17 protein-coding genes and 1 other annotated feature are annotated in these 16651 nt (G+C 46.4%); of the genes, 7 read left to right on the top strand and 10 right to left on the bottom strand.

Translation table 11 applies throughout. The features are described 5' to 3' along the window. Nucleotides 1-5: 5 nt before the first annotated feature. The 4 genes from MKY97_RS17000 to MKY97_RS16985 form a co-directional block, all read right to left on the bottom strand. Entirely contained in the window at nt 6-752 is a 747-nt protein-coding gene (locus tag MKY97_RS17000; RefSeq protein ID WP_342551512.1) for an HAD family phosphatase, read from the bottom strand. Next, entirely contained in the window at nt 739-1803 is a 1065-nt protein-coding gene (locus MKY97_RS16995) for an alcohol dehydrogenase catalytic domain-containing protein (RefSeq protein ID WP_342551511.1), read from the bottom strand. The genes MKY97_RS17000 and MKY97_RS16995 overlap by 14 nt, the downstream gene beginning before the upstream one ends. Nucleotides 1804-1908: 105 nt before the next feature. Then, the gene (locus MKY97_RS16990) at nt 1909-3147 is read right to left on the bottom strand and encodes an aminotransferase class III-fold pyridoxal phosphate-dependent enzyme (RefSeq protein ID WP_342551510.1); all 1239 of its coding nucleotides are present in this window, start codon (nt 3145-3147) and stop codon (nt 1909-1911) included. Between the two features lie 110 nt (nt 3148-3257). Then, nucleotides 3258-4466 carry an MFS transporter gene (locus MKY97_RS16985; protein WP_342551509.1) on the bottom strand — a complete coding sequence of 403 codons (1209 nt, stop codon included), beginning with the start codon at nt 4464-4466 and terminating at the stop codon, nt 3258-3260. Between the two features lie 267 nt (nt 4467-4733). Between MKY97_RS16985 and MKY97_RS16980 the strand changes: the two genes are divergently transcribed. Continuing rightward, complete coding sequence (locus MKY97_RS16980; RefSeq protein WP_342551508.1) at nt 4734-5456, top strand: pseudouridine synthase; 723 nt, start codon at nt 4734-4736, stop codon at nt 5454-5456. A 139-nt stretch (nt 5457-5595) separates the two neighbouring features. Here MKY97_RS16980 and MKY97_RS16975 read toward each other — a convergent pair whose 3' ends face one another. Together MKY97_RS16975 and MKY97_RS16970 are read right to left on the bottom strand one after the other, a co-directional pair. Next, nucleotides 5596-6519: a DMT family transporter gene (locus tag MKY97_RS16975; RefSeq protein WP_342551507.1), complete on the bottom strand. Its 924-nt coding sequence runs from the start codon at nt 6517-6519 to the stop codon at nt 5596-5598. After that, nucleotides 6516-7367: an AraC family transcriptional regulator gene (locus tag MKY97_RS16970; RefSeq protein WP_342551506.1), complete on the bottom strand. Its 852-nt coding sequence runs from the start codon at nt 7365-7367 to the stop codon at nt 6516-6518. The genes MKY97_RS16975 and MKY97_RS16970 overlap by 4 nt, the downstream gene beginning before the upstream one ends. Nucleotides 7368-7568: 201 nt before the next feature. On the opposite strand from MKY97_RS16970, the gene MKY97_RS16965 reads away from it, so the two are divergent. The 5 genes from MKY97_RS16965 (at nt 7569) to tyrS (ending at nt 12365) form a co-directional block, all read left to right on the top strand. Then, entirely contained in the window at nt 7569-7877 is a 309-nt protein-coding gene (locus tag MKY97_RS16965) for a Dabb family protein (protein WP_342551505.1), read from the top strand. 157 nt (nt 7878-8034) lie between these two features. Then, complete coding sequence (locus tag MKY97_RS16960; protein ID WP_342551504.1) at nt 8035-9504, top strand: YdiU family protein; 1470 nt, start codon at nt 8035-8037, stop codon at nt 9502-9504. A 249-nt stretch (nt 9505-9753) separates the two neighbouring features. Further along, a complete protein-coding gene (locus tag MKY97_RS16955) occupies nt 9754-10206 on the top strand; it encodes an Imm63 family immunity protein (RefSeq protein ID WP_342551503.1) in 453 nt (150 codons plus the stop codon). Next, on the top strand, nt 10203-10652 hold the full coding sequence (locus MKY97_RS16950; RefSeq protein ID WP_342551502.1) for a DUF4375 domain-containing protein: 450 nt from the start codon (nt 10203-10205) through the stop codon (nt 10650-10652). The genes MKY97_RS16955 and MKY97_RS16950 overlap by 4 nt, the downstream gene beginning before the upstream one ends. Nucleotides 10653-10741: 89 nt before the next feature. Beyond that, nucleotides 10742-10985, top strand: a binding site (T-box leader). Between the two features lie 120 nt (nt 10986-11105). After that, nucleotides 11106-12365 (top strand): tyrosine--tRNA ligase, encoded by a 1260-nt coding sequence (gene tyrS, locus MKY97_RS16945; RefSeq protein WP_342556370.1) that lies wholly within the window; start codon nt 11106-11108, stop codon nt 12363-12365. Nucleotides 12366-12596: 231 nt separating this feature from the next. Here the strand turns inward: tyrS and MKY97_RS16940 are convergent, their stop codons facing one another. The 4 genes from MKY97_RS16940 to MKY97_RS16925 all read right to left on the bottom strand — a co-directional run bounded on the left by MKY97_RS16940 (nt 12597) and on the right by MKY97_RS16925 (nt 14799). Then, complete coding sequence (locus tag MKY97_RS16940; protein ID WP_090916857.1) at nt 12597-12878, bottom strand: YxcD family protein; 282 nt, start codon at nt 12876-12878, stop codon at nt 12597-12599. A gap of 5 nt (nt 12879-12883) precedes the next feature. Further along, entirely contained in the window at nt 12884-13384 is a 501-nt protein-coding gene (locus tag MKY97_RS16935; RefSeq protein WP_342551501.1) for a hypothetical protein, read from the bottom strand. Nucleotides 13385-13483: 99 nt separating this feature from the next. Then, on the bottom strand, nt 13484-14050 hold the full coding sequence (locus MKY97_RS16930; RefSeq protein WP_342551500.1) for a PadR family transcriptional regulator: 567 nt from the start codon (nt 14048-14050) through the stop codon (nt 13484-13486). A gap of 173 nt (nt 14051-14223) precedes the next feature. Further along, nucleotides 14224-14799 carry a carbonic anhydrase gene (locus MKY97_RS16925; protein WP_342551499.1) on the bottom strand — a complete coding sequence of 192 codons (576 nt, stop codon included), beginning with the start codon at nt 14797-14799 and terminating at the stop codon, nt 14224-14226. Between the two features lie 224 nt (nt 14800-15023). On the opposite strand from MKY97_RS16925, the gene MKY97_RS16920 reads away from it, so the two are divergent. Then, nucleotides 15024-16538: a carboxypeptidase M32 gene (locus MKY97_RS16920; RefSeq protein ID WP_342551498.1), complete on the top strand. Its 1515-nt coding sequence runs from the start codon at nt 15024-15026 to the stop codon at nt 16536-16538. The last annotated feature ends 113 nt before the right edge of the window (nt 16539-16651 follow it).

Genomic DNA, 16651 nt, shown 5'->3' with positions numbered 1-16651 from the left:
CTGTGTTACTCAGAAGTTGTCTTGGAGAAACTCGGTAGAGCAGCACTTTCAAAGGGCAAATGATCTTTAAGCGTCCATAGCTCGTCATAACTGGAAATCTGCACATCGGCTTTGAACAGATTTTGATTGCCTGATCCGGGGTTGACGCAGCCGATACAGCGCATCCCTGCACTTTTGGCGGCCTGAACGCCGTTCCGCGAATCTTCGATAACCAGACAATTCACCGGCGATACACCAATGAGTTCAGCGACAGCAAGAAAAATATCCGGTGCAGGTTTGCCATGAGCTACCTCCTCGCCAGTTATTCGCATTTCGAGGTATCGCCCAAGCCCAGTTTTATTCATAATAAGATCGATTAATGCCCGGGGGGAAGAAGAGGCAACGGCAATAGGGATGCGCTGCTCATGAAGCCATTGAACCCAATGTTCTACACCGGGCATGGCTGTAAGTTCCGGGTGGGCATGCATTGTCTCCATCACATGGTGCTGATGATACGCGAGAATCTCGTCCAGCGGAGTATGGAGCTGGTATTTGTCGATGACCTGCTGCCACATGGATTCAAGGGTGACGCCGACAAAAGAATGATGATCTTCTATGGTCACGTCAGCGCCAAAATGTTCAAATGAACTCCGCTCGATCTCGAAATAGATCGGTTCACTATCAATCAGAACACCATCCATATCAAAAATGACCGCCTGAATGGGATTCTCCTGCAGTGTACCTAGTTCGATTGTTTTTTCATGTGCCTTCATACGCCGATCCTCCTACACCCGACTGCAGCACAACCTTGATAGCATGAGAAGAGGGTTGTAAAGTTCGTCCCTGGATATCACAACCGAGCGTGCGGAAAGCTTCTTCGTAATCTTCCAGCGGGAAGGCATGCGTAATGATCTTTTTGGCGGGAATGATCTGTTCTTCAATCATATAATGTGCTGTGGCAAAGGTCCCAAGAGAATCAATGGAACCGATAATTTTGAGACTTCGATCCACTACTTCCTTGGGGTTAAAGGAGGTATTTCCATCCCGCAAACCAACGAGCATCAGATAGCCGCCGCTTGCGAGTTGGGATAATACCTGAGTGCCTACAACTCCCGTCGTGTCTACAATCATATCTACTTGTCCGGTTACAGGAGCCATGTCTGCAATGGCTTGTTCAAAAGTAGAATGCACCTGCCAACGATCGGGCGCGATGGAGCCCGCAATCGCCAGACGTTCTGCGGAGATGTCGACAAGACTTCCGGTTACACCTTTGGAAGCAAGCGCACAGCTGTACAAAATGCCGATTGGCCCGGCCCCGATAATAATCGTTCTGAAATTCGGAAGCAGGTTAATCTGGTTAATGCCTGTCAGCATGCAGCTTAACGGCTCGGTTAACGTTGCTTCTTCATAACTTACATGATCTTTTAATTTGTATAAAAAACGATCTTCTGTCACGTAATAATCCGTGAACGTACCATCTGCACTTACCCCTGTTTCCGTAACGGATTTATGAGTGCAGTGATTTTGTCTGCCGGTTCTGCACATATCGCATTGGCCGCAGTAATACGTAGGATCAATTACAACACGGTCCCCTGGCTGCAGGGTGGTGACGGCTGTTCCAACAGCAATAACCTCGCCTGCTGACTCATGACCGAGAATGACAGAAGGGACAGCATGATATTTTCCGCTGACGATGCCCAGGTCCGTACCGCATACCCCGGTTGCTTTTATGCGAACGAGTACTTGGTTGTCTCTGGTAATTTCAGGCGCAGGTCGTTCCTCCAGTGCGACATCCCATGCCGATTTATATACTAATGCAAGCATGATAAAACCTCCTTATTGGTGTGTAGTTACTGCTCATTCTTTGTAGTCACTGCTCGTTTGCTTTGTAAACCCTGTTCGTATGCCTGATATATTTGCTCTCCATATTTAATGAACGCTGGCCAGCACGGAATCCAATCGGTACACAATCTCGACAAGTTCATCCTCCGTCGTAGTCAGGGAAGGACGGACTTTAACTACATTGCCAAAACCGTACCGGGAACTGCGCAGGATCAGATGCTGGTCTGTAAAAGCGCGGTCAATGATCGCATTGGTTTTCGGCGTATCCGGTTTATTCTGGTCACCTACAATTTCGAGTCCCCACATAAGTCCAACACCGCGAGCTTCACCAATGATTGGATACTTCAAAGCCAGCTCCTGCAGCAGTCCTCCAAGAAGCAGCCCCTTCCGTTTTACCGCATCCAGAAAACCAGGTTCAGATACAACCTCCAGCGTAGATTTGGCAGCGGTAACCGAGATCAGATTGCTCCCCGAGGTGAATGAATGCTCATGTTTTTCCAGCACATTCAACCTTGATTGCATCAGCACAGCAGCTGTGGGCACACCAATACCGCCAAGACCTTTGGCTAGCGTAATAATGTCAGGACGGATATCGAACAGTTCGCTGGCGAACATCATACCTGTTCGTCCAATACCCGTCTGGACTTCATCGGCGATAAGAAGCATGCTGTGCTCATCACATAGTTTTCGAATACGTTTGAAATATCCTGGTGGTGGGACGATGTTGCCACCATTTCCGAGAATGGGTTCAATAATCATACAGGCAATCGAACCGGAGCTGCTGTATTCAATCGCATCCGAGATTGCTTCAACGCATTGATATCCGCATTCGCTGCTTTCACTTTGAAATGGACAACGGTAACAATACGGAGCGGGTACATGGACCGCATTTGGAGCTGAAGAGTTAGGGAAACGCTTGCGTCTGAAGGCATTACCCGAAATGCCGGTTGCAAACTGGGTCTGTCCATGATGAGAAAGGTACAGGCTGATGATGTCTGATGCACCTGTATACTTTTGAGCTATCTTTACAGCACATTCATTGGCTGTGGATCCGGTAATATCCCGCATCCATCCGGCATCAATATCATTTGGAGCATATTCAATCAAGTGATCCAGCACTTCATTGACGTAAGGTTCGGTGAAGGAGGAGGACATATGCGTAAGATTGCCGACTTGTTCCTGAATTTTACGGACTACATGCGGGTGATTATAACCCAGTGACAGATTAAACGTGCCCGAGACGCCGTCGAGGTATTCCACACCTGAATCGTCAATCAACTTAATCCCTTTTCCGACTGTGAAGCGGCTATTGGTTAAAGTTTGCATGCGATTTCCTCCAATATAGTGGTGTATAAGCTGAGTGAACAATACGAATCCATTCCGGATGGTGCGGGACATCCCCCCTTTCAAGACATGAGGTCTATGAGCCGATCAGGTCAGACCTCTTTGGTATGCTGCGTGAAGGCAGCGCCCAAACTGTTATTTCGAATGTTCCATAGATGAGACAGCATTAACGTAAGCAGTAATAGCAGGCAGAAACCCGCCAAAATGATGATGGTGCCGGCGACTGGCCAAGCACTCATGCTCCATCCTGTAAGGTACTGCAGCACTGCACCACCGATCCCGCCTGCTGCAATGAGGATACTGGTTGTCTTTTCCGTCATGCCGGGAATCAGCACATTCGCATACACCAGGGCGATGCAGAATAGTCCAGACATAAAGAGTCCAGTGCCGAATATCAGCACATACGTTACCCATTGGCCGGATACAAATATCATAGAGACGGTAAACAGCAGTGTGCCGACGGTGCTCCAGATCAGGAAAGGCATGTAGTGAACTGCCTCTGCAATTTTGCCTGAGAACAGCCGTCCAACAATCATGGCAATCCACAGAATCGAGACACTCAGGGATGCGACAGATTCGTTTAGTTCCAGACGTTCCACCAGAATGGAGGGCAGGAAATTCATTAATCCAAGCTCTAGTCCCATATAAACAAAGAAGAAGACAATAAAAATGGTGAGCAGCCCCAGATGTTTTTTGGAATAGCTGGCTTTGTTTGTTCCTCGGGCAGTCGTATTTTCTCCGGCCTGCTCCAGGTATTGTGCAGCAGCTTGAGGCATGGTGACCCATAGAAGTATAAGGATCAGGGAGGAGACGGCCACCGCAAAAAACGTCAAGTGCCACTGGTCCAGCCAGATGAACAGAGCGGCCGCCGCGGGAATGAGAAGAGCACCCAGCGCGAAAAACACATCCAGCTTGGACATCGCAACTGCCTTCTGATTTTCGGTGAATTCAATGGTGAAGGCACCTACGGAAGGTTCAATTATACCTGAGCCGAACCCCACAATAATGGTCAACAGCAGCACAATGCTCCAGGAGGGCAACCATCCGAGCAGCAGATAAGCGGCAGTAATGCAGACCAATGCCAGTGCGAGCATCCACTTTCGACCCATTCTGACTGTCAAAGAAGGAGACACCACTACACCGACAAGAAACCCGAGAAACTGCAAAAACAGCAAAAATCCTCCGTCACTGTAGCCGCGTTCGTAATAAGGCAGTAAAACAGGCAGAAGCGCGCCCAATACAACACTAGTGATGCCGATTAACAGATAGAAACCGCAGCTCAAAGCGAATATTCGTCTCAATGGATCCGCCTCCTGAATGGATATAAATTTTATAAATTGAAATAAATGTTTATTTTATATATCACTTATACCATAATTCTGGAAATGTACAAGCTTTTTATTGTAAAATTATGTTAAAGTTTGGCGAAGGGAGCGTTTATGTTAACCATGCTTTCTTGATCCAGGTTTTGTGTTTGAAATGTACCTTATTACTTTATTGCGTCATCCTCTAATCCATGAGAAGATAAAGTCCAGTATTCAATATCGATAAGAAGCGAGCGATGCAAGATGTTAATCAATAAATACATAAGCGAGACAGGGTACTGCTCCCGAAGGGAAACGACTCGGCGGATCGCGGCGGGAAGAATTACAATTAACGGCAGGGTATGTGTAAAGGGAGATATGGTCGAACCGGGAGACGTTGTACTCATGGACGGCAAGAAGATTCCGCAGCGGCATCCGGACATGGTATACATCGTTCTGAACAAACCTGCTGGCATTACCTGCACTGCAGCTGCGCATGTTGAGGGAAACATTATTCAGTATGTGAATTATCCTGCTCGAATTTTTGCAGTCGGCCGTCTGGATAAAGCATCCGAGGGGTTAATTTTACTTACGAATAACGGAGACATCGTGAACAAAATGATGCGTTCGGAGCACCATCATGAGAAAGAATATGTCGTCACGGTGGACAAGCCGATTACCGATGCATTTGTACAATCCATGTCGCAAGGTGTGGGAATCCTTAACGTGGTGACTAAACCGTGTGAAGTATACAGGCAAAGCGAGAATGTCTTTCGAATTGTTTTGACGCAGGGGCTTAATTTGCAAATACGCCGAATGTGTAAAGCATTGGGGTACAGAGTATTGAAGCTCGAGCGCATTCGAATTATGAACATTACACTGGATGAGCGGTTGAAAAGGGGTGAATGGAGACATTTGGAGCAGCAGGAACTGGAGCTTCTTATGTCTCAATTGGATCATCCTGAAACAGGAACAGGTGATGCGTGAGAACCTGCATTTCAGGCTCTGTACAGGGAAAAACAAAAAATACAGAAAACAAACACGACTCCTTTCGGTGAAGATCGTGTTGTTTCTGTACATACGCTTAAACGTAAGTTTATTATGAAATTAGTTATGCTTTCCGACATCATTTTGCCAAAGGAATTTTATGTTCTTTCTGCATCACGGTTCTCTCCGAAATATATGATCCATACAGCGTAAGGGATGCGCCCAAAATACTAATCCATGTCATCTGTTCATGAAGAATAAGGGCAGATGATATAACGGTGATCACAGGTACGAGATAAATATAGACACTTGTGCGGATTGCTCCCAGCAGCTTTACCGCTTGATTCCAGGTTACAAAACATAGGGCAGACGCACCCACACCTAGAAAGAGAAGATTAGATATATTCGTGATTTGTGTGAACCTCGCTGCGTTTAATTCAAATTCAAACATAACGAGGGCTGGCAGCATGAAGAGCAGTCCATATAAAAATACTTTACGCGATGCTCCTATAACATGGTAGTTTCGTGTACCAATTTTACGCATAAGCACAGAATATACAGCCCACACTGCCGGAGCGATAAAGGCAAGCAGGTCGCCTAAAGGATTAAGCTGCAGCATATAACTTCCGTTAAGGGTAATCAGGATAATACCACACATCGCAATGCCAAACCCGATTAGAAAGCGGCGGGTTAGCTTTTCTCCATCAAGAAAAAAGTGGGCAAGTACAGCAGTGAAAAAGGGTGCAGCCGATACAATGATTCCTGCGTTGGAAGCTGTCGTATACACCAAGGCGAAATTTTCGATAAGAAAATATAAAGCCACCCCGCATAGACCCGCACCCATAAATAATACTTCATCTCGAAAGGATCTAACGCGCTGCGGACGTGGATAGATGATCCACAGGACCAGATAACCGATTAGGAAACGAAGCAGCAAAATTTCGACAGGGGTAAAGTGCTGCAGCAGCACTTTCGTTGAGACAAAAGTCGTTCCCCAGACCACAATGGTTAACAAGGCAAGCAGGTGTCCGGCTGCATTGCTCTGATGACGTATCGAAGTCATACATCGTTCTCCTGCAAGCGTATGGGTTCTGAAGCGTGATTAAAAATTCGTCGATATTGTTTGGGTGTGAGACCAATCAGCTTTTTGAAGAAGTTAGTAAAATGACTTTGGTCACTAAAGCCTGTATGTGCGGCCACCTCAATGGGCATTAACCCCTGTTCGAGCAGGCGTTTGGCGTGATTGATCCGGATTGTTTCGAGATAACGGTAAGGAGTTATCCCTTTTTGACGTGTAAACAGGCGAAGCAGATGATATTTGCTAATCCCTGAAAGTGCGGATAGTTCGTTCAAGCTGATGTTTTCCGTGTAATGAGTATCCATATATTCGCACAGCTGCCGAATTTCTAACGTGACATCCTGCCCAGCTTCAGGTAGCTCCACAGCAGCGTAATCTTTGAGTAATTGCTCCAGCAGCAGCAGAAGCATTTCTTCTTTGCAGAAATCAGACTGTTCTTCCAGAATGATCTGGTGCAGCTCGTGGAGCGAGGAAACAAGTTCACTTTGGCATACAACGTGGGTGGAGAACCTTGGCAAATAGGAATGTCCGGTAATCTCACGCACATACTCCTGCATAATTTCAGCTTCAATATTGATACAGCGGTAATCCAGTATACTTCCGTCTATCTGCTCACAGGCATGGGGGTCTTTGGGATTGAAAATGATGATGTCTCCGCTGTTTAATGTGTATTCCTCACTGCTGCAGACCAAATGGCGTTTCCCTTCTTCAATAAATCCAATCACGTAATAGTCGTGAAAATGATTGGGGAATTTCTGCATAATGCCTTCGAATTGGTATGCCTCCACCTGCAAATCAGAATCATAAACGACAGTTCGCACTTCGCGACTCATGATGCACCCTCTTTCTAGTTTGTTGAAGTGATTATAATGTCGTCGAAAGCTGATTTCTTGAACGATATTGCTTATTATATCGGAGCGGTGTATCTAGAACATCTATTTGAGTTCAGTTTAGGTTTAATTTAAAATAAGATAGGTGGAGCTAAAAATGAAAGATTTTCCTCCAATGCTTACTAATAAGGGAGCTGGGATGCTGTGTTTGAACATCTGGTTATTTTCAAGTTTAACGATAAAATCACACCTGCCAAGCAGCAGGAGTTTGTATCTCAGCTGCTCGCATTGCAGGGTCAAATTCCAGGGATTGTTGAGCTGACAGCTGGAGTGAATGTGACGGAGGAGACCGATCGCATTCAAGGATTTACGCTTGGGTTACGAGTGACTTTTGAAGACCGGGAGGCGCTTCGTGCGTATGGGCCGCATCCAGCACATCAAGCGTTTGTATCTTCTCTGGATGGTTGGATCGAGAATGTGATTGTAACGGATTATGAAGTCCCTGCTAAATGAAAAATCAAGTGAAAAACTCGCTTTAACATTCGGATGATCCCATCAAATATATTTTGCCTTGGAAATTCCATGCGACTACATAAATGAGCATGGGTTCACAAAAGCTACACGAAGATGAACAGAGGTTATCCTTTGTCAGGAGAAAGGAGCGTGACCCATGGAAGAGAGCAATTCCAGTGCAGGCTGGAACCTTGAACACAGCTATGCGGCACTGCCCGAAACATTTTATACAAGCCAAAATGCAGTACCTGTCCAGTCTCCGGACTGGAATATTTTTAATACAGCTCTGGCCGCCAGCCTCGGGTTGAATGCTGATGTACTGCATAGTCCCGAAGGCGCAGCTATTTTTGCCGGAAACAGCCTGCCGGATGGAGCGAGCCCCCTTGCTCAAGCTTATGCAGGTCATCAATTCGGCAATTTTAATATGCTTGGTGATGGACGTGCCCTGCTGCTGGGTGAACAAATTACGCCACAAGGACAGCGAGTGGATATTCAGTTAAAAGGCTCCGGTCGGACACCTTACTCGCGGGGAGGGGATGGTCGTGCTGCCGTTGGACCCATGCTGCGGGAGTATATCATTAGCGAAGCGATGCATGGTCTCGGTATTCCCACGACACGAAGTTTGGCTGTTGTTTCTACAGGGGAGAACATCTATCGCGAAACAGCACGCCCAGGGGCTGTTCTTACACGAGTGGCGTCCAGTCATATCCGAGTGGCTACTTTTCAATATGCGGCCCGCTGGGGGTCGATTGCGGATTTACGTGCGTTAGCAGACTATACACTGCATCGTCATTTTCCGCAGGTGGAGGATAACGAACAGCGTTATTTGACCCTGCTGCAGGAAGTGATCCAACGACAGGCAGCATTAGTTGCGAAATGGCAGCGGGTAGGTTTTATTCACGGGGTCATGAATACGGATAATATGGCGATTAGCGGGGAAACGATTGATTATGGACCGTGTGCCTTTATGGACACATATCATCCAGCCACCGTGTTTAGTTCAATTGACAGAGAGGGCCGTTATGCATACGGAAATCAACCGTATATTGCAGGTTGGAATCTGGCGCGTTTCGCCGAAACACTGCTGCCGCTTCTTCATGAGGATGAGGAGCAGGCTGTCCAAATAGCTCAAGATGCCATTGCGCAGTTCTCGGAGCTGTATCATTATCACTGGTTAACGGGAATGCGGGCGAAATTGGGACTATTTACGGAAGAATCCGAAGATGAAATGCTGATTAAGGATCTGTTAGACCTGATGGAAAAGCATCGTGCAGATTACACGAATACATTTGTAAGTCTGACACTGAACAAACTGGAAACGTCCACTCTTAACGACCAGTCCGATTTTAGGGAGTGGCACTCGCGTTGGCAGGCCAGATTAGGCAGACAGCCCGAATCCGGCGATGAAGTCATGCAGCAGATGAAACAAAATAATCCAGCGGTTATTCCGCGAAATGATAAGGTAGAAGAAGTGCTGAAACGGGCAGAAGCGGATGGAGACTACAGTCTGATTCAACCTTTATTGGCTGTTCTTCAATCCCCCTATGCGTATACACCTGAACAGGAAGCGTACGCGGCCCTACCCGTGTCATGTGATCCCTCGTATAAGACGTTCTGCGGGACTTGACTCCTGTGGATATGTATGGAAAGAGATAAACGAGCTGCCAGGTGGCAGCTTTTTTATTAAGCTGGCAATGAAAGTATGGGAGCTGCCATGAAACTGTAAGGAGCGCAAAAAAAGCATGGCAGGCAGGCGTAGAGGCGTGAACACAGATGAAGATGAAAGAAGGAAGTAGGAAAGAAAGAGTTCACTATTTATTATTTTACACAATATTTTCATAGAAAGAAGGCGGACCTCATCGTCCAAAAAATAAGTATGCAGGAATTAGTCAAGGAGCTTCTTGAACTCCTATCACGAACTTCTTTTTCCAAAGAACAGATGCAGCATTATGTAAACCGATTAGATGAGTCATTCAAATGGGAGGGCGTACCTTATGTTGAGATCGAAGAAGAGCATTACATCGTAACGATCTATGAACGCGGTGTACCTTTCCTGACTAAAAAACTGAATCAGAAGGAAGAGGTGCTGTACTGGCTGCTGGAAGATATGATTTTCACAGCGGTGCATGTCGAAATGCTTAACAAGTATGGTGTGGATAACATGCATACTCATCTTGATTATTCAAGTGAAGAAGTGAAACAGGAGATGAATGAGAACATACAGACAGCCTTTGTAATGATTGGAGATCCATATTTAACCTGGCATCAAAAGGGGAAGCGAAAGGAACTGGAGAGTTATCAACCCAAGAAAGGGAAACTGGAGCGATGAGAAAACGGGATATTCAAGATATATGGTATGATTACGCATTAACGTTTGTGGAGAAAAAGAACACCTCTGAACAAGGATGGGATGCACTTTCCCGAACTGAGCAAGAGATTGCCGCATTGTGGCTGTTCGAAGCGGATGTTTATAATGGCGGTTTTATACAATTTTTTTGCAACTGGGGAGAAAGGGTGTATACAACGGCCTGCGGCGCACTTCAAGCTATTGGCGCCAAGCAGGTGCTGGATAATATCAAGGAGCAGTATGCCTGTATTGCGCATCTCGCTGATGATGACAGGCTGACTGCACTTTGGGACATTCCGCGATATCTAGAGGCAGCTCAAGAAGAGCGTCTGGACGAGTTGGATCAGCAGCTCTGGAACAACGAGGATCAGGTTGCGGAGAAGGCTTACGCTTATTATCGCGAACAGCTTCCTATTGATCCCAAATGAACGAATCTCTGGTACAGAAACATTTTTACTGCAATACTTGCGCTTGCAATGCCTATAACGTTCCGCTATACTGGCTATAATTAAATACATGAAATACGTTGATAGAGCGCAGTAGCGGCTTTGTCCCTGTTACAGAAAGTCAGGGGTGGATGGAACCTGATACATACAAGGGCTGCGAATTACACTCTGGAGTACTTGGGTAATGCCAAGCGGAAGGGCAAACGATAACTTGCTGAGAGTGGTATGGAGCACTTGTACTGGACTGTATAAGCGTTCAGAAAGAGTTGTCCATACAAATTGGGTGGTACCACGGTTATTCTAATCGTCCCTTTGTCTGTTAAGACAAGGCGGCGATTTTTTTGTGTCCCAAAAACCAGCGGTATTGTAATTCAAAGCGAACGTAGGTCATGACTCAATTTTTATCATAGAAAAGGGGTTATTGTAATGAATGGAATGAACATTATTGAAGAACTGCAGTGGCGCGATGCCATTAATCAGCAAACAGATGCGGAAGGACTGCGTGAACTGACGGAGACAAAAGCCATTTCTCTGTACTGCGGCGTAGACCCTACAGGGGACAGTATGCATATCGGACACTTGATTCCGTTTATGATGCTGAAACGTTTCCAGCTGGCCGGTCACCGTCCGGTGATCCTTATTGGCGGTGCAACAGGTACGATCGGTGATCCGAGCGGTCGTCAGTCCGAGCGTTCTCTCCAGACACTGGAACAGGTACAGGCCAATGTGGATGCGCTGACTGCACAAATGAAAAAGCTGTTTGTAACCGAAGGGGACAATCAGGTTCGTATGGTGAATAACTACGACTGGACACATAAAATTAATGTGATCGAGTTCCTGCGTGATTACGGGAAAAACTTCAACCTGAATACGATGCTGGCCAAAGATGTTGTAGCAAGCCGTCTTGAAGGCGGAATTTCATTCACCGAATTTTCCTATCAGATTCTGCAATCTCTGGATTACCTGCACCTGTTCCAAAACGAGGATGTGCAGCTGCAGATTGGCGGTTCTGACCAGTGGGGCAACATTACAAGCGGTCTGGATCTGATTCGCAAAAAAGAAGGAGCCGAGGCGAAAGCTTACGGATTGACGATTCCGCTGATGCTGAAGTCTGACGGTACGAAGTTTGGTAAAACAGCTGGCGGTGCAATATGGCTTGATCCAAACAAAACGACACCATTTGAATTCTACCAGTTTTGGGCAAACACCGATGACCGGGATGTCATTAAATACTTGAAATACTTTACCTTCCTGAGCAAAGAGGAAATTGAAGCTTTGGCTGCGAAGGTGGAGACAGAGCCGCATAAACGTGAAGCGCAGAAAGCACTGGCCGAGGAAATGACCAAATTTGTTCATGGTGAAGAGATGCTGGAGCAGGCGAAGCGGATTACCGCAGCATTGTTCAGCGGAGACATCCGTTCACTTACGGCAGATGAGATTGAGCAGGGCTTCAAGGAAATGCCAACATTCGAAACAGACGGCGAAGCTAAAAATATTGTTGACTGGCTGGTGGATCTTGGCCTGGAGCCTTCCAAACGTCAAGCCCGTGAGGATGTTACCAAAGGAGCAATCTCTATGAATGGTGAAAAGATCACGGAGCTTGAATTTACGGTGTCGGCTGAGCACGCCATTGGCGGCAAATTCATCATTATCCGCAAAGGTAAAAAGAACTACAGCCTGGTTAAATTGAAATAAACCGCCAGGGTACAATATGCTGCTGCCGCAGACAACGGTGATGACGTAACAGTTTGCCATACATTACCATAGAGAACGGTAATATACGATTATACAATTACTGTTGACAGTGCTGCTGGCTTTGCTATACACAGTGTATATGCAAAGCCAGCAGCGATGTATATCATATAAAAATGGCCTCCTTTGCTGATTAACAAAGGAGGCCATTTTTATATGTTTTAATACTGTATTTTAATGCTGATTAACGATGGCTGTGATCTCTTCATCCAGATCCAAAGTTACATCTTCACGATATGCGCGGATATTGTATTCACTGTGCAGGTAGCGAAGAATCGCTTCGATCATATTGGATTCCACCAGGAACTGGCTGCGGCCCTGAATCCAGACTTCTGCGGAATAACCGGTATCTTCTTCCCAGCTCAGCTCTACATTAACATCTGTAGGACGTACACCTTTACGCTCTGCCATGTGAATGCAGATGGCATTCACAATTTCATCCATACTCAGAACCATAAATCTTAGTACCGTCCGTTTCTGTTACGATCATCGTCACGATCATCACGGCGGTCATAACGACCATCCGCTGCAGGTTTGCGGCGATTCGTGATTGCTCTGAACAATGCCATAGCCAGCATAACAATCAGCATAATTGCTGCCACGTTTACGAGCAAACCGAGAATGTTACCCAGTGCTCCCATACCGCCAAACAGTCCGCCGAACAGCATACCAGCCAGACCACCCAGCATCATACCTTTCATGAATCCACCACCGCCGCCGAAGAATCCGCCACGGTTATTGGCAGCTGCGCCAGTATTGGAATTGTTACGTGAATTGGACTGACTTACATTGCTGTCTGATTTCTTAGGAGTGTTGGTATAACTCTTCGTTCCAGATTTGAAACCGCCGCCGCCCCGTCTTGCATCAGCACTGTCCGGATTCGTAACGCCAACCGCTGCAAAGAGCAATGTGAATGCCATGAAAACCATCATCAGATGTTTAATTCCAAATTTTTTCTTCATTGTATAGATCGTAACCCCCTGATTAAATTTGTTTGATTCCCCAAAATGGGCCTTACTCAAGTAATACGGTCAACCTGCTGTGACGTTTCAAAATTTAAATTAAATTTCTGAAATACTTGGACTCGGATCCTGAATCGCCGCCTGACCATCCAACAGCTGGGTCACCCAATTACACCATTCCAGACCTGTTTGGGCGTTCATTAACCCTTTCTGCACTAGAATGTAGCTTCCGAATTCACGACTGCCGACACGAAGATTGTCCTGAGGTATACGTGATTTCAAGTCTTCGAAATAGCGTATACGTTCCATAAACCAACTTTTACGTTCGTTCAGAATACGTCTCATGCTGCCATCTTCAGCGATCCCTACACAGAGAATGCGAAGATTGAATTCATCACGCGTAACGGGTGCAGTGACAGGAGTAATCATCCACTCCAGCAACTTCTGAATACCTTTGTCCGTAACTGCATACATTTTTTTGTCCGGTTTGTCAGACTGTTGTACCCAGCGGGAGGCGAGTAACTCATCGTTTTCCATCTTGGACAGGAGCGGGTAGATCTGGCTGTGTTTGGCCTGCCAATGCGGCTGAATCTTCAGCATAAGATCATAACCGGAAGACTCCTCGCGGGTAAGCAGCCCGAGCAATCCGTAGGAAAGTATGTTCATGCACATGTCTCCTTAATATTAGGGCTGGGTCTACGAAAACAAGTATATTACTTTCGTTGACCGCTTTCATAAAAGTGTACACTGAAACTGTATGGTTTGACAACCTGACAGGATAACTGCCTTAATTTAGACAAAAAAAAGTGCGAACCATGAAGGTCCGCACTCCAAACCAATTAGAGAGATGCCTGTTGTCCATACCCGTCAGCGACGAGATCAAGTTCGCCTGTGGCAGAGTCGATCACCATGCCGTGAACAGGTACATTGGGAGGAAGTAATGGATGCTTCTTGATGACTTCCACAGTTCCTTTTACCCCTTCTTGTACACTGTCAAACCCGCGCAGCCATTTTTGCAAACGAATGCCGGAGTTCTCCAGTGTGGACATGACTTCTTCGGAAATTCCGCGTTCTACCATGTGACCAATCATCGTTTCAGCATGCAGCGAGGCCATACCGCACTCTGTATGACCGACAACCAGCACCTCGTCTGCGCCCAATTCATAGATAGCAACCAGCACAGAACGCATAACACTACCAAAAGGCTGGGAGATAATCGCGCCTGCGTTTTTGATGATTTTTACATCACCATTTTTCAGATTCATCGCTTTGGGCAGCATCTCCACGAGACGGGTATCCATACAAGTGATGATCACCATCTTTTTCGTTGGAAACTTGCTAGCCGTATACTTCTCGTATTCTTTAGTCTCGACAAATGATTTGTTGTAAGCCAAAATCTCTTGAATGTTGTTCATGTCCATTGCCTCCTGTTATCCAATACGACGAGCACGGCCACTTGCATGAGATGCAGCTTGTCCTACACGCCCTTGATTAGTTAGAATGCCGCGGTCAGCAGACCGCGTTATCCGTTTTTTAGAAGAATAATGCAGTATGCTTCTGTCAAAAGTTGATTATACGCAATGCAAAAAGTATCATCAATAGGGTGTAGAAAATTTTTTTGAAGAGGTGAACGGTAACCATGGACAAACAAACACAGCAGCAGCTGCAGTCTTTCCTTATTCTGGCCCGTAAAATCAAAAGTTATCACGAAGCGATCGGTTTGCTTCACTGGGACTTGCGTACAGGTGCACCGAAAAAAGGTGTTCCAACTCGTTCAGAAACCCTGGGAATGCTCTCTACAGAAGCTTTCAAACTGCAAACCTCCGCTGAGATGAAAAATTATCTGGATACATTGACCCAGCCGGATGTACTGGAGCAGCTTGAAGCTACCGACCGCCGTCTGGTAGACGAATGTAAAAAGGAGTACGATCGCAGTCAGTCGGTTCCACCGGAAAAAGTTCAGGCTTATACGGTACTTACTGCTAAATCGGAAACGGCGTGGGAAGATGCCAAACATAACAGTGATTACGATGGCTTTGCGCCGTATCTGACCGAGATCGTGAAGCTCAAACAGGAGTTTATCGATTATTGGGGTGTCAAGGATACAAGGTATGATACTCTGCTGGACATGTATGAACCCGGATTGACTGTGGACAACGTAGATGCTGTATTCGCCCGGCTTAAAGCACGCCTTGTCCCGCTGCAGGAGAAGATCAATGCGGCGTCGAACAAACCCAAAACGGATTTCCTTCATCAGATTTTTGATGCCGATCAGCAGAAGAAATTCAGTCTGTTCATCCTGGAACAGATGGGCTACGACTTCGAAGCCGGCCGTCTTGATGAAAGTGTGCACCCGTTCGCAACAGGACTTAATCCAGGTGATGTGCGTATTACGACTAATTATCTGCAGGATGATGTGACAAGTGCAATCTTCAGCTCGCTTCACGAAGGCGGACATGCTCTATATGAACAAAATATCGACGAAAGTCTGGCCGGCACACTGCTTGCCGAAGGCACATCGATGGGCATTCACGAGTCTCAGTCTCGTCTTTGGGAAAATATGATTGGACGCAGCCTGCCGTTCTGGACACGTTATTATCAAGACCTGCAGCAGCATTTCCCGCAGCTTAGCGAAGTGAGTCTGGAAGATTTCTACCGGGCAATTAACCGGGTGGAGAGCTCTCTGATTCGGATTGAAGCGGATGAACTGACCTACAACCTGCACATTATTATCCGTTATGAGATTGAGAAAATGCTGTTTAATGAAGGGCTTGAGGTGAAAGATCTGCCTGAAACATGGAATACCAAATACAAGGAATACCTGGGGATTATGCCGACGAATAATGGGGAGGGTGTGCTGCAGGATGTACACTGGTCCGGCGGGGATTTCGGTTATTTTGCTTCCTACTCTTTGGGCAACATGTATGCTGCACAGATCATGCATACCCTGCGTAAGGAAATGCCCGAGTTGGATCATCTGATTGCCCAAGGTAATCTGATTCCAATCAAGGAATGGCTTACAGACAAAATCTATCGTTACGGCAAGAGCCGCACTCCTTCGGAGTTAATCGCTGCGGTGACAGGTGAAGAACTGAATCCGGATTATCTGGCTGACTATTTGGAAGCCAAGTATGCTAAAATTTATAATTTATAATTGGGTCCGCATGGAGGTCAGCCAGAAACTTCTGGTTGGCCTTTTTTTGTGTGCAGGTTCTTAACCTTTTGCCGGGCCTCGGCATATTCATAGTAGAGAGAAGCTGCTAAACC

The organism is Paenibacillus sp. FSL R7-0652 (assembly GCF_038595045.1).
Lineage (GTDB): Bacteria > Bacillota > Bacilli > Paenibacillales > Paenibacillaceae > Paenibacillus.
This window is presented reverse-complemented; position numbering and strand designations above follow the sequence as displayed.

What these genes read in the sequence shown, in the direction of transcription:
- MKY97_RS17000 (WP_342551512.1), bottom strand. Translation starts at nt 752, where the DNA reads ATGAAGGCACATGAAAAAACAATCGAACTAGGTACACTGCAGGAGAAT.
- MKY97_RS16995 (WP_342551511.1), bottom strand. Translation starts at nt 1,803, where the DNA reads ATGCTTGCATTAGTATATAAATCGGCATGGGATGTCGCACTGGAGGAA.
- MKY97_RS16990 (WP_342551510.1), bottom strand. Translation starts at nt 3,147, where the DNA reads ATGCAAACTTTAACCAATAGCCGCTTCACAGTCGGAAAAGGGATTAAG.
- MKY97_RS16980 (WP_342551508.1), top strand. Translation starts at nt 4,734, where the DNA reads ATGTTAATCAATAAATACATAAGCGAGACAGGGTACTGCTCCCGAAGG.
- MKY97_RS16975 (WP_342551507.1), bottom strand. Translation starts at nt 6,519, where the DNA reads ATGACTTCGATACGTCATCAGAGCAATGCAGCCGGACACCTGCTTGCC.
- MKY97_RS16970 (WP_342551506.1), bottom strand. Translation starts at nt 7,367, where the DNA reads ATGAGTCGCGAAGTGCGAACTGTCGTTTATGATTCTGATTTGCAGGTG.
- MKY97_RS16960 (WP_342551504.1), top strand. Translation starts at nt 8,035, where the DNA reads ATGGAAGAGAGCAATTCCAGTGCAGGCTGGAACCTTGAACACAGCTAT.
- MKY97_RS16955 (WP_342551503.1), top strand. Translation starts at nt 9,754, where the DNA reads ATGCAGGAATTAGTCAAGGAGCTTCTTGAACTCCTATCACGAACTTCT.
- MKY97_RS16950 (WP_342551502.1), top strand. Translation starts at nt 10,203, where the DNA reads ATGAGAAAACGGGATATTCAAGATATATGGTATGATTACGCATTAACG.
- tyrS (WP_342556370.1), top strand. Translation starts at nt 11,106, where the DNA reads ATGAACATTATTGAAGAACTGCAGTGGCGCGATGCCATTAATCAGCAA.
- MKY97_RS16940 (WP_090916857.1), bottom strand. Translation starts at nt 12,878, where the DNA reads ATGGTTCTGAGTATGGATGAAATTGTGAATGCCATCTGCATTCACATG.
- MKY97_RS16935 (WP_342551501.1), bottom strand. Translation starts at nt 13,384, where the DNA reads ATGAAGAAAAAATTTGGAATTAAACATCTGATGATGGTTTTCATGGCA.
- MKY97_RS16930 (WP_342551500.1), bottom strand. Translation starts at nt 14,050, where the DNA reads ATGAACATACTTTCCTACGGATTGCTCGGGCTGCTTACCCGCGAGGAG.
- MKY97_RS16925 (WP_342551499.1), bottom strand. Translation starts at nt 14,799, where the DNA reads ATGAACAACATTCAAGAGATTTTGGCTTACAACAAATCATTTGTCGAG.
- MKY97_RS16920 (WP_342551498.1), top strand. Translation starts at nt 15,024, where the DNA reads ATGGACAAACAAACACAGCAGCAGCTGCAGTCTTTCCTTATTCTGGCC.